At 65.8% G+C, this 12942-nt stretch carries 4 protein-coding genes; all 4 read left to right on the top strand.

The genetic code is table 11. The annotated features are described in order from the left end of the window. Window positions 1-211: 211 nt before the first annotated feature. From A8B82_RS13870 to A8B82_RS13855, 4 genes are read left to right on the top strand one after another with little or no spacing between them, the layout of a single operon-like run. Complete coding sequence (locus tag A8B82_RS13870) at window positions 212-6664, top strand: type I polyketide synthase (protein WP_067293440.1); 6453 nt, start codon at window positions 212-214, stop codon at window positions 6662-6664. Next, on the top strand, window positions 6664-7656 hold the full coding sequence (locus A8B82_RS13865; RefSeq protein ID WP_138069766.1) for a glycosyltransferase family 2 protein: 993 nt from the start codon (window positions 6664-6666) through the stop codon (window positions 7654-7656). The genes A8B82_RS13870 and A8B82_RS13865 overlap by 1 nt, the downstream gene beginning before the upstream one ends. After that, on the top strand, window positions 7653-12272 hold the full coding sequence (locus A8B82_RS13860) for a MupA/Atu3671 family FMN-dependent luciferase-like monooxygenase (protein ID WP_067293434.1): 4620 nt from the start codon (window positions 7653-7655) through the stop codon (window positions 12270-12272). Before A8B82_RS13865 ends, A8B82_RS13860 begins: the two co-directional genes overlap by 4 nt. Continuing rightward, window positions 12265-12942, top strand: a complete 678-nt coding sequence (locus A8B82_RS13855) for a 4'-phosphopantetheinyl transferase family protein (RefSeq protein WP_067293431.1) — start codon at window positions 12265-12267, stop codon at window positions 12940-12942. The genes A8B82_RS13860 and A8B82_RS13855 overlap by 8 nt, the downstream gene beginning before the upstream one ends.

Genomic DNA, 12942 nt, shown 5'->3' with positions numbered 1-12942 from the left:
CTGCGGCAAAATTCCCCGGACAGCCCCTCGATTGTTGTGCTAAACCAGATCCGTGAACCGTCGAACTTGCTGCAAAACCTCTTAAAAATATGAGGGTTCGATAAAATAGGGCATAAAATTGCCGCAATTGCCCTGTTGAAACGCCCGGTATTTCAGAACTCGAATATGGGGCCCAAATCTGCCGCGCTTTCAGGTATGGGGTGATTTGAAAATGAGCACGTCAAAAAACCGCACCCTGACCGGTGAAGACATTGCCATTGTCGGCATGTCCGTGAACCTCCCCGGTGCCGCCGGTGTCGATGCCTATTGGGCCAACCTGCGCGATGGCGTGGAAAGCATCCGCCGCCTGTCCAAGCAGGAGCTTCTGGAGGCGGGCGAAAGCCCCGAAAACATCGCCCGCAAGAACTACGTGCCCGCCGCCGCTGTCTTGGACGGGTTCGAGACCTTCGACCCAGACTTCTTTGGCTTTTCTCCCAAGGATGCGGCAATCCTCGACCCCCAGCACCGCAAGTTCCTCGAAGTGGCATGGGAAGCGATGGAACAGGCGGGCCATCCGCCTGAAACGATTCCCGGCGACATCGGCGTTTATGCGGGCTGCGGCATGGGCAGCTATTTCTATTTCAACATCTGCTCCAACCCCGACCTGGTGGACGATGTGGGCATGTTCCTGCTGCGCCACACCGGCAACGACAAGGATTTCCTGTCCACCCGCGTCAGCCATGTGTTTGACCTCAAGGGGCCGTCGATCAACCTCCAGACCGCCTGTTCCACCTCGCTGGTGGCGATCCACTATGCCTGCGCCGCCCTGCGCGCGGGCGAGGTGGACATGGCGCTGGCGGGCGGCGTGACCATCGAATTGCCGCAGGGGCGGGGGTATCTGTTCAAGGAAAACGAAATCCTGTCGCCCGACGGGCATTGCCATGCCTTCGACCACCGCGCGCAGGGCACCGTCTTTGGCTCCGGCGCGGGCTGCGTGGCGCTGCGCAGGCTCAGCGATGCGGTCGCGGACGGCGATCACATCTGGGCGGTGATCAAGGGATCGGCGGTCAACAACGATGGCGCGGCCAAGGCGGGGTATCTCGCACCTTCGGTCGATGGCCAGACCACCGCGATCACGGCGGCACTGGATGCCGCCGGAGTTGCGGCGCAAAGCATCGGCATGGTCGAATGCCACGGCACCGGCACCTATCTGGGCGACCCGATCGAGGTGGCGGCCCTGACCGAAGCCTACCGGAGCGAGACCGACGCCACGGATTTCTGCCGCATCGGGTCGGTCAAGACCAACATCGGCCATCTGGACACCGCCGCCGGGGTCGCAGGCTTTGCCAAGGCCGCACTGGCCCTGCATCACAAACAAATTCCCCCGTCCCTGGGGTTTGAGGCCCCGAACCCCGCAATCCCCTTCGCGGGCAGCCCGTTCCGCGTCAACGACCAGCTGACCGACTGGGCGCCCGCCGACACCCCGCGCCGCGCCGCGATCAACGCGCTGGGCGTGGGCGGCACCAATGCCCATGCGATCATCGAGGAAGCACCGGCGCGCGCCGCCTCTGACGCCAGCGACTGGCCGTTCCAGCCGCTGGTGATCTCAGGCCATACCAAGGCGGCGCTGGATGCCAATACCGCCGCCCTGGTCGCCCATCTGCGCGCCCATCCCGAACAGCCGCTGGCCGATGTGGCCTTTACGCTCAAACAGGGCCGCCGCGCCTTTGACAAGCGCCGCGTCGTAGTCGCCGAAACCGCAACGCAGGCCGCCGATCTGCTGGAGGCAGGCGATGCCCGCCGCGTCTTTACCCATGATGCGCTGGGCGAGAGCCCGGAAGTGGTCTTCATGTTCCCCGGCGGCGGCGCGCAATACGCAGGCATGGCGCGCGACCTCTACGAGACAGAGCCGGTCTTTGCCGAGTGGATGGACCGCGGGCTGGCGCATCTGCAACCGCAGCTCGACTATGACATTCGCGCGCTCTGGCTGCCGGATGCGGATCAGGTGCAGGCCGCGGACGAGACGCTGAAAAAACCATCCGTGCAATTGCCGCTGATCGCCATCACCGAATATGCGCTGGCGCGGCTCTGGATGTCATGGGGCGTGAAACCCGCCGCCATGGTCGGCCATTCCATGGGCGAAAACGTCGCGGCCTGTCTGGCGGGGGTGATGACATTCGAGAACCTGATTGATCTGGTGCTGCTGCGCGGACGCTTGTTTGACGAAGTGCCCGCAGGCGGCATGCTGTCAATCTCGGCCCCGCTGGCGGCGATCGAACCGCTGCTGGGCGAGGATCTGGACATTGCTTCGGTGAACGCCGCTGAACTGATCGCCGTATCCGGCCCGCAGGCCGCATTGGATGCCATGCAGGACCGGCTGACCGGGGCGGGGCTGGACCACCGGCGCATCGCCATCGACATTGCCGCGCACAGCCGGATGCTGGAAGGCATCCTTGACCGCTACCGCGCCTTCCTTGGGGATCTGAACCTGCAAACGCCGCAGATGCCCTTTGCCTCCAACCGCACGGGCGAGATGATCACGCCGGAACAGGCGACTGACCCCGATTACTGGGTCGCCCAACTGCGCAATACCGTGAACTTCGCCGAATGCATGACCACGCTCAGCGCCGCGCGCAAACGGGTCTATCTGGAGGTTGGTCCGGGCAAGGCGCTGTCCTCGCTTGCGATGATGCATCCGAATGTCGGCGTGGGGCAGGTGATGTCATCGCTGCGGCATCCCGAACAGAACATCGCCGATGATGTCTATTTCATCTCCGTCTTCGCGCGGCTCTGGGCCTGCGGCGTCAATGCCGACTGGTCGCAGATCTGGGGCGAGGCGCGGCGCAACCGGGTGCTGCTGCCGACCTATCAGTTCCAGCGCGCGCGCTTTTTCATCGAACCGGGCAAGGCGGTCAGCGCCGCAGCCGCGCCTGCGCTGACGCGGGCGGATGACATTGCCGAGTGGGGTGCGGTGCCAAGCTGGCGGCCTGCCTTTGCCGATGTGGATGTGGATGCAGTGGCCGATCTGGCAGCAACGCCGCTGACCTGGCTGTTCTTCGCGGATGAGGCCGGGCTTTCCGCCCCGATGCGGACAAAGCTGCGCGCAGCCGGTCACCGGGTTGTCACGGTCCGCGCGGGCGATGCCTTTGCCAGCACCGGCGATGACAGTTTCACCCTTGCCGCCGAACAGGGGCGGGCGGGCTATGACCAGCTGATCGCGGCCCTGCGCGAGGGGGGGCAAATGCCCGACCGGATCGCGCATTTCTGGCTGACCGACGATCAGGTCGCCCCGCGCCCCGGCTCAAGCACCTTTGACCGCAACATCGAACAGGGCTTCTGGAGTCTGACCTGGCTGGCACAGGCCATCACCGAGGCAGGCATCGACGCGCCCTTGCATCTGAGCGTCTTTACCACCGGTGCGGCACAGGTGACGGATGAACCCTTGCCGCATCCCGAAAAGGCGCTGGTGTCCGGCCCGGTCGGCGTGATCACCCGCGAAGTGCCGGGTGTCACCGCGACCCAGATCGACCTTGACCCGGTGCCGCCGCTGGCCGCGCGGGCAGGGTGGTTCGCCAAATCCGCCCCGGCAATTCCCCAACCTGACCTGACCAACCGGCTGATCGAGGACCTGATGGTCACCCCCGCCAACCGCATTGCGGCCTATCGCGGCGAAAAGCGGTTCGAGATGGGCTATAAACCCCTGCCGCTGGCCCCGGCTGAAACAGCGCAGTTCCGCGACGGCGGCACATATCTGATCACCGGCGGCTTTGGCGGGATCGGCCAGACGCTCGCGGCGGATATCCTGACCCGGCACAAGGCCAATGTGGTGCTGCTGGCACGCGATGCCATGCCCGAACGGACCACCTGGCAGGCCCATATCGCCAAAAACGGCACCGCCGACCGCTCTGCGCGGCGGATGCAGGCGGTGATGCGTCTGGAAGAGATCGCAAAAGCCAAAGGCGGCAGCGTCGAGGTGGCGGGCGGCGATGTGGCCAACCTTGCCCAGATGCGCCGGGTGATTGACGATCTGACAGCGCGGCACGGCGGGCTGACCGGGGTGATCCACGCCGCCGGTGTGCTGGACGATGCGCCGATGCTGGGCAAGAGCGATGCCCAGATGGATGCGGTCCTGTCGCCCAAGGTGCAGGGTCTGCGGGTGCTGGACCAGTTGCTGCCCGACGGCGCGCTGGATCTGCTGGTGCTGTTCTCTTCGACCTCCACCGCGACCCGGTCGGCGGGGCAGGTCGATTATGTGGCCGCAAACGCCTGGCTCAACGCCTTTGCCGCCGCGCGCCGGGGCGGCAAGACAAAGGTTGTCGCGGTCAACTGGGGGGTCTGGTCAGATGTCGGCATGGCCGCCAATGCGTTGCCGGGGGCGGCCAGCGACGTGCTGCCACCCCGCCCGGTCGATGCGGCGCTGATCAAATCTGCCGGTGCGGATGCAGGCGGCGATCCGGTGCTGAGTGCCCCGCTGGGCACCGATCACTGGCTGCTGGACCAGCACCGCACCAGGGACGGGCAGGCGATCCTGCCCGGCACCGGCTATATCGAACTGCTGGCCGAAGCGGCAGCGGCGCAGGGCTTCAAGGCCTTTGACATCGAAGACCTCTATTTCCTGCGCGCCATGCCGGTGGCCGAGGGCGACGCGCGCCAGATGCAGATCACGCTTCAGGGCCGGGGCCGTGGCTTCAGCGCCGAAATGCGCAGCGATTGCGTCTTTGGCGGCCAGCAGGGCTGGCAGTTGAACGCCCAGGCCAATCTGGCCCCGCTGGCCGAGGCGCGACCCCATGCGCTGGACCTCGCAGCGATTTCCGCGCGCTGCGGTGACGTGCAAAGGGCCGGCGAGACGCGCCTGATCTCCCCGCAGGAGGCGCATCTGTCCTTTGGGCCGCGCTGGCATGTGCTGCGCGAAACCGCCCTTGGCGCGGGCGAGGGGCTTGCGACACTCGCCCTGCCGGATGACGCGCGGGAGGACCTGCAAGCCGGTCATATCCTGCATCCCGGCCTGATGGACCTTGCAACCGGCTGGGCCATATCGTTGGTGCCGGGCTATGGCGCGACACATCTGTGGGTGCCGGTCTCTTATGGGCTGATCCGGGTGCATGGCAGCCTGCCTGCCGAAATCCGCTCGCATGTGCGGCTCGCCTCCGGCAAGGCCAGCGATGGTTTTGCCCGTTTCGACGTCACCCTGACCGACCCGTCCGGCAAGGTGCTGGTCGAGGTCCGCGATTTTGCGATGAAACGCCTTGAGGGCGGTTTCGGCACCACCCCCCTGACCGCGGCCGAGGTCCGCTTTGAGGATGAGGGCCGGGACGACACGCCGCTCTCCGCCGCCGAGGAACGGCTGGCCTATCTGGTATCGCAAGGCATCCGCGCTGCCGAAGGGCCGGAGGCATTGCGCCGCGCGATGGCGCTGAACCGCCCGCAGGTCATGGTCTCTTCCCTGCCGCTGTCCGCGCTGATGGCGCAGGCCGATCTGCCCGCCGTGGCCCCGGTGAAAAGCGGTCAGAGCTTTGATCGCCCCGATCTGGACGGCAGCTATGTCGCGCCCCGCAACGGGATAGAGGAACGTCTGGCCGGGATGTGGGAGAACCTGCTGGGCGTCAGCCCCGTGGGGGTCGAGGACAGTTTCTTTGATCTCGGCGGGCATTCGCTGATCGCCGTGCGCCTGTTCGCCAACGTCAAACGCACGTTCAAGGTGGAATTCCCGATCTCGGTCCTGTTCGAGGCCCCGACCATCGCGAAATGCGCCGCCCTGATCGCGGCGGAAACCGGCGGCGCGGGCGAGGTTTCAGGCGGTGGCGGCGACGGGGTCGTGGCACCGGAGAAGTTCGAATTCCTGGTGCCGCTGAACCAGAGCAGCCACAAGCAGGCGGCACCGCTTTTTGTGGTGGCGGGGATGTTCGGCAATGTGCTGAACCTGCGCCATATGGCCTTGCCGTTCAGCGCCGAACGCCGGGTGATCGGCGTGCAGGCGCGCGGCCTGATCGGAGAGACCCAGCCCCATGCGACAATCCCCGAGGCGGCAGAGGATTATCTGAACGAAATCAAGCGCCTGCAACCCGAAGGCCCCTATCTTCTAGCGGGCTATTCCGGCGGCGGGATCACCGCCTATGAAATGGCACAGCAGTTGCGCGCGGCAGGCGATGAGGTGGCCGTGCTGGCGATGCTCGACACGCCGCTGCCGGTGCGCCCGTCGCTCAGCCGCCCCGACAAGGCGCTGATCAAACTGGCGGAACTGCGCGCCAAGGGGCCGGGATATCTGGCCGAATGGGCGCGCAACCGCTGGGCCTGGGAGATGGAGAAACGCAAGGGCCTGCACAGCCCCGGACAGGACGCGCCGGGGGCGGAGTTCAACAACCACAAGATTCAGGCGGCCTTCCTGAACGCGGTCGGCCAGTATCAGACGCCAACCTGGGACGGGCCGATGACCCTGTTCCGCCCGCCGCAGGATTTCCACTGGCAGGTGACCAACGGCAATTGGGTCAGCGCCGAACGCGAATATGTCTTTGCGGACAACGACTGGCGCAGATACGCGCCGCATATGGAGGTGATCGAAGTGCCGGGCGATCACGTCAGCATGGTGCTGGCCCCGAATGTGACGGTTCTGGCGCAGGAGTTGCGCGAGGTGATTGCCGCCGCATTGGTGCATCACGATGACCTGCAGGCGACGGCGGCGGAATGATGGCTGACCCCCGATTGCTTGTTGTGCTGCTGAACTACCGCACCCCGCAGATGACCCTGCGCGCGGCAAGGGCGGCATTGGCCGACATGCCGGAAACGGCGGAACTGGTGATTGTCGACAATGCCTCCGGCGACGGGTCGATGGGGATTTTCGAACAGGCGCTGGCCGAATGGAATCTGGGCACGCGGGTGCGGCTGATCCTGTCGGGGCACAACGGCGGCTTCGGGGCGGGCTGCAACATCGGGCTGGCCGAACAGATGTCCGACGGCAGCGCGCCGGATTTCTTCTATCTGCTGAATTCCGATGCCTTTCCCGATCCGGGCTGCATCGCAACCTTGCTGGACCACATGGCGCGCCATCCGCGCGCCGGGTTCGCCGCCAGCCATGTGCGGGGCGAGGATGATCTGCCCCATACCACCGCCTTCCGCTTCCCCTCCATCGCGGGAGAATTCGAGGGCGCGGTGCGTTTCGGCCCCGTCTCGCGCCTGCTGCGCCATGCCATCGTGGCCCCCCCGCTGCCGGAACAGACCACGCAGGTGGACTGGGCCGCAGGGGCCAGCGTGATGATCCGCGCCGAGGCACTGGATGAAATCGGCAGATTTGACGAGACCTTCTTTCTTTATTTCGAGGAAACCGACCTGATGAAGCGCGGCGCGCACGCGGGCTGGTCCTGCTGGTACGTGCCAGAGGCCAAAGTGGTCCACATCGGCTCCGTCTCCACCGGCATGAAGGAATGGCAGCGCATGCCGGCCTATTGGTTCGCCTCGCGCCGCCACTATTTCATCAAGACCCATGGCCGGGCCTATGCCGCCGCCGCATGGGGCGCGCGGCTGACCGGCTCGGCGCTGCACGCCCTGCGCTGCACCCTCACCGGGCGCAGGCCGCAGGACCCCGCCTTTTTCACCCGCGATCTTGCGCGGCACGGGCTTGGCCTGCGCACCGAATCCGGCACCGCAACACCCCGCCGCCCCGCTACGGAGGACAGAACATGACCGCCACTTTCCAGCCCGCCGGTTTCAGCGCGATCCTGATCGGGGATGAAAGCCTGACCATCGCCTGTGGCGACATGATCCTGGCCGGGGGGCATGGCATCGCGGCGGTTGTGACGCGCGATGCCGCTGTGCGCGGCTGGGCCGAGGGGCAGGGGATTGCCACGCTCACAGCCCCCCGCGATCTGCTGGCGGCAGACGTGAGCGCCGACTGGCTGCTCAGCATCGCCAATCTGCGGATGATCCCCGACGACGTGCTGGCGATCCCAGCCAAGGGCGCGATCAACTTTCACGACGGACCATTGCCCGCCTATGCCGGGCTCAACACCCCCGCATGGGCCGTCATCAACGGCGAAAAAACCCATGGCATAAGCTGGCACCTGATTGAGGGCGGCGTGGACGAGGGCGACCTGCTGGCGCAGAAGATGATCGACATCGCGCCGGATGAGACCGCCTTCAGCCTCAATTCGAAATGTTACGCCGCCGGGATGGAAAGCTTTGGCGCGGTGCTGTCACAGCTTGAGGCGGGTAGCCTTGAGCGCAGGCCGCAGGACCTGAGCCAGCGCAGCTATTTCGCCCGCGACCAGCGGCCAGAGGGGCAGGGCGTTCTGAACCTGACCCGCCCCGCCGCCGATCTGTCCGCGCTGATGCGGGGCTTGGATTTCGGTGACTACTGGAACCCGCTCTGCCTGCCGAAACTGGCGCTGGAACATGCGGTTCTGGTGGTCGGCGGGCTTGAGGTCACGGCGCAGACCGCCGCCCCCGGCACGGTGCTGGAGCTTTCCCGCAATGCCGTCACCCTGGGCACGGCGACACAGGCGGTGCGCCTGAGCGACCTCAGTGATTTCAGCGGCACACCCGTGGACCTGACCCAATGGCTGAAGGTCGGGGACGTGCTGCCAAAACCGTCCTTGCCGGATACCCCGGTCGCGGATGAGGCACATTGGCGCGGGGTTCTGGCGGGAAATGAACCCTTGAAACTGCTGCTGGCAGGGGCCGCCACCCGCCCGGCAGAACCGGCCTCCATCCCCTTGACCACCGGCGCCTTGAATGCCGATCAGATCGCAAGCATCGCGGCGCTTGTCGCGCTGCGCTCTTCCGGTCAGGTGGCGGCGACACTGGCGGTGCAGGCCGACACGACAAACCCGCTGCTGGCACCCTGGTTGCCCCTCGCCGTCACGGCAGAGGATGACACACCGCTCACAACCGCTGCCGACCGGATCGCCAGGGGAATGGAACGCGCGCGCGCCAGCACGGGCCGTGCCGCCGACCTTGGCCTGCGGGACCCGCAAGTCGACCCAGGCGCGATGCCCGACGTCGGCCTGTCCGAGGATGAGGCGCTGTTCCCCGGCACCGCCCTGACGGTCAGCCTGTCCGGCAGCCTGCATTACGATGCCGCGCGGGTCCCCGACGATGCGGCCCGCCTGATTGCCGACCGCCTGAACACCGCCTTTGCCGCGCTGCCGGATGCCACAAGCAGCGGGGCGCTCTGGGCGCTGCCGGAAGGTGAAATGCAGCAGATGCTCACCGGCTGGAACGCCACCAACCGCGCCTATGACCGCACAACCGTGCATGCCGCATTCGAGGCGCAGGTCGCCCGCACGCCTGATGCGGTCGCGCTGGTGTTCGAGGATCAGACATTCACCTATGCCGCGCTCAATGTCGCGGCGAACCGGCTGGCCCATGCCCTGCTGGCAGAGGGGGCCGGACCGGACATGCCCATCGGTCTTTATTGCACGCGGGGGCCTGACCTCATGATCGGGGCGCTGGCGATCCTGAAATCGGGGGGGGCCTATGTCCCGCTCGACCCGGCCTATCCAGCCGACCGCATTGCGCATTACATCAGCGACAGCGCAGCACCGCTGATCGTGACACAGGCGAAGATCGCCGCGCAGCTGCCTGAAAACGAAGCGAAAACCGTGATGGTGGGTGCCGATCATTCGGCCATGCCCGACCACAATCCCGATGCCCGCGCCACCCCCGACGATCTGGCCTATCTGATCTATACCTCCGGTTCTACCGGCACGCCCAAGGGGGTGATGGTCAGCCACGGCAATGTCGCCAATTTCTTTGCCGGGATGGACGACCGCATCGACCATGACAGCGCGTCGGTCTGGCTGGCCGTCACCTCGCTGTCTTTCGACATCTCGGTGCTGGAACTGTTCTGGACCATCTCGCGCGGCGTGAAGCTCGTGCTGACCGGCGACGAAAGCCGCACGCTGGTGTCGAATGGCCCCCTTGCGCGGTCAGCGCGCGCCATTGATTTCAACATCTTCTACTGGGGCAACGACGATGGCGTCGGCCCTGCCAAATACGAACTCTTGCTGGAAGGCGCGAGGTTCGCCGACACCCACGGCTTCAATGCCGTCTGGACGCCGGAGCGGCATTTCCACGCCTTTGGTGGCCCCTATCCGAACCCCTCTGTCACCGGCGCCGCGGTTGCTGCGGTGACCTCGAACCTTGCGATCCGGGCCGGGTCCTGCGTCGCCCCGCTGCACCATCCCGCCCGCATCGCCGAGGAATGGGCGGTGATCGACAATCTGACCAACGGGCGCGTCGGGCTGGCCATCGCCAGCGGCTGGCAGCCGGATGACTTCGTGCTGCGCCCAGAAAACACGCCGCCCGAAAACAAGCCCGCAATGTATGCAGCCATCGACCAGCTGCGCAGGCTCTGGGCCGGGGAAGCGGTTGAATTTCCAAAGAAAGACGGCACTCCCCACGCCGTCATCACCCAGCCGCGCCCGGTCTCGGCAAAGCTGCCGATCTGGGTCACAACCGCCGGGAACCCGCAGACCTGGAAAGAAGCGGGCGAGATCGGGGCCAATGTGCTGACCCACCTGCTGGGCCAATCGGTCGAGGAAGTCGCGGGCAAGATCAAGATCTACCACGCCGCCCTGCGCGAGGCGGGCCATGACCCGGCGGATTTCACGGTCACGGTGATGCTGCACACCTATCTCGACGACACCCGCGAAGCCGCCGAAGAGGTCGCGCGCGAGCCGATGAAGGATTACCTGCGCTCCGCCGCCGGTCTGATCAAGCAATACGCCTGGGCCTTCCCCGCCTTCAAAAAGCCCGAAGGCGCGACCAACCCCTTTGACGTCAACCTTGAGGGCCTGTCCGATGAGGAAATGGACGCGATTCTGGAATTCGCCTTTCAGCGGTATTTCAACGACAGCGGCATGTTCGGCACCGTGGCGGACGGGCTGGCGCGTACTGAAGAACTCAAGGCGATCGGCGTGGACGAGGTTGCCTGCCTGATCGACTACGGCATTCCGGTGCCGGATGTGCTGGAAGGGCTGAAACCGCTGGCGCAGGTGCTGGCCGAAGCCAACCGCGAGATCACGCTGGCGGCGGATGATTTCTCCATCGCCGCGCAGATCCAGCGCCATGGGGTGACGCATCTGCAATGCACCCCCTCGATGGCGCAGATGCTGGTCATCAACGAGGAAGCGCAGCAGGCCCTGGCAGGGGTGCAACAGCTGATGATCGGGGGGGAGGCCTTGCCCGGCTCACTGGTCGCGGCGCTGCAATCGCATACACAGGCCAGCATCCAGAACATGTATGGCCCGACCGAAACAACCATCTGGTCAACCACGCAGATGGTGGCGGATGCCGCAGATGTCACAGCCCCCATCGGGACGCCCATCGCCAATACGCAGGTCTTCATCCTGGATGAAAAGATGCTGCCGCAACCAGCTGGTGTTGCTGGGGAATTGTGGATCGGCGGTGACGGCGTCACCCTCGGTTACTGGCACCGCGAGGAGATGACGGCAGAGCGGTTCGTGGACAATCCCTTTGGCGCTGGCAAGCTCTACCGCACCGGTGATGTGGTGTCATGGGATGCGGCGGGATGCCTGCATTTTGCAGGCCGCGCCGATGCGCAGGTCAAGATACGCGGTCACCGGATCGAACTGGGTGAGATCGAGGCGCGGCTTGCGGGCCTGCCGGGTGTCACACAGGCCGTTGTCATCGCGCGCGACGGTCCCGGCGGGGCGCAACTGGTGGGCTATGTCACCCCCGCCAACGCGATAAGCGAGGCGGCCGCGAAGGCGGCGTTGATGCAGGACCTGCCTGCCATCATGGTCCCCGGCGCCGTGGTAGGGTTGGCTGCCATGCCGTTGACCCCAAACAAGAAAATTGACCGCAAGGCCTTGCCCGCACCGACAGCGCGGGGTGCAGCCCCCCGGCCCAAAGCGGTCACGCCGGATCGGGTCGAGGACGCGCCGACACAAGGCAGCGCAGAGACGGTGCAGCGCATTGCAGAAGTCTGGACCGGGCTGCTGGGCGTCGCCGACATCCGGGCGGAGGACAACTTCTTTTCCCTCGGGGGTCATTCCCTGCTGGCGGTACAGGCGCACCGCGACATCAAGGCGGCATTGGGCGGCGTGGCGCTGTCGATCACCGACATCTTTCGCTTTCCGACCCTTGGGGCCTTGGCCGGGCATCTGGACAAGGCCACCGGTGGCACAAGGCGCAAGCGCCAGCCGTCACCGTCAGAGCCTGCACCGCAAAGGGGCGCGGAAATGCGCCATGCCGCGCCGGTTCTGCCTGCCGAAACTGCTGATATCGTTCAGAAACGTCGTGCCATGCGGGCAGGGCGGCGCACAGCGGATGCCTGATGCAAAAGCAATTGAACGGGCGGTGCGCGGGTTGTTCGATGTGCCGGTGGGCCTTGGCCTGACCGATCCGAGCGCGCCACAACCTCCGGTCTGGGCGGGGGAAGCCGAAGCGCTGGCAGGGGCAGTTCCCGCCCGCCGCAACGAATTCGCAGCGGGCCGCGCCGCCGCGCGGATGGCGATGCAGGATGCCGGTTGCCCCGCACAGGCGGTCCCGGTTCAGGCCAACCGCGCGCCGGACTGGCCGCAGGGGCTGGCAGGCAGCATCACCCATACAAGGCAGCTTTGCCTGGCGGTTGTGTCAAACCGCGTCAGATCGCTGGGCCTCGATGCCGAACAGCTTCACAGATTGGATGAAGATATCATTCCAATCATTTGTTCTGATGTGGAAATATCCCGTCATGCAGGTATCCCGCTGGCGGAACTTGGCCTGATGATCTTTGCGGCCAAGGAAGCCGCCTACAAGGCGCAGTTTCCGCTGACGGGGCAGCTCTTTGGGTTTGAGGTTCTGGATGTGACGTTCGATCCGCCCGCAGGGCGCTTTGACGCGAGATTCCTGCACCCCATCGGCCCGTTTTCCGTCGGCGATAGCCTGCCGGGGCGGTTCGCCGAAGTGGCCGGGCATCTTGTCACCGGGGTTGCGATTGGGCAACGTGACGGCAAAGGAGCCTGA

Origin of the sequence: Sulfitobacter sp. EhC04 (genome assembly GCF_001650875.1) — a bacterium.
Lineage (GTDB): Bacteria > Pseudomonadota > Alphaproteobacteria > Rhodobacterales > Rhodobacteraceae > Sulfitobacter.
The sequence above is the reverse complement of the archived record's forward strand: the minus strand, read 5'-3'. Positions and strand labels throughout refer to the sequence as shown.

Bases quoted from the DNA above. Each gene is read 5' to 3' on its own strand.
- A8B82_RS13860 (WP_067293434.1), top strand. From the start codon at position 7,653: ATGACCGCCACTTTCCAGCCCGCCGGTTTCAGCGCGATCCTGATCGGG.
- A8B82_RS13865 (WP_138069766.1), top strand. From the start codon at position 6,664: ATGGCTGACCCCCGATTGCTTGTTGTGCTGCTGAACTACCGCACCCCG.
- A8B82_RS13870 (WP_067293440.1), top strand. From the start codon at position 212: ATGAGCACGTCAAAAAACCGCACCCTGACCGGTGAAGACATTGCCATT.
- A8B82_RS13855 (WP_067293431.1), top strand. From the start codon at position 12,265: ATGCCTGATGCAAAAGCAATTGAACGGGCGGTGCGCGGGTTGTTCGAT.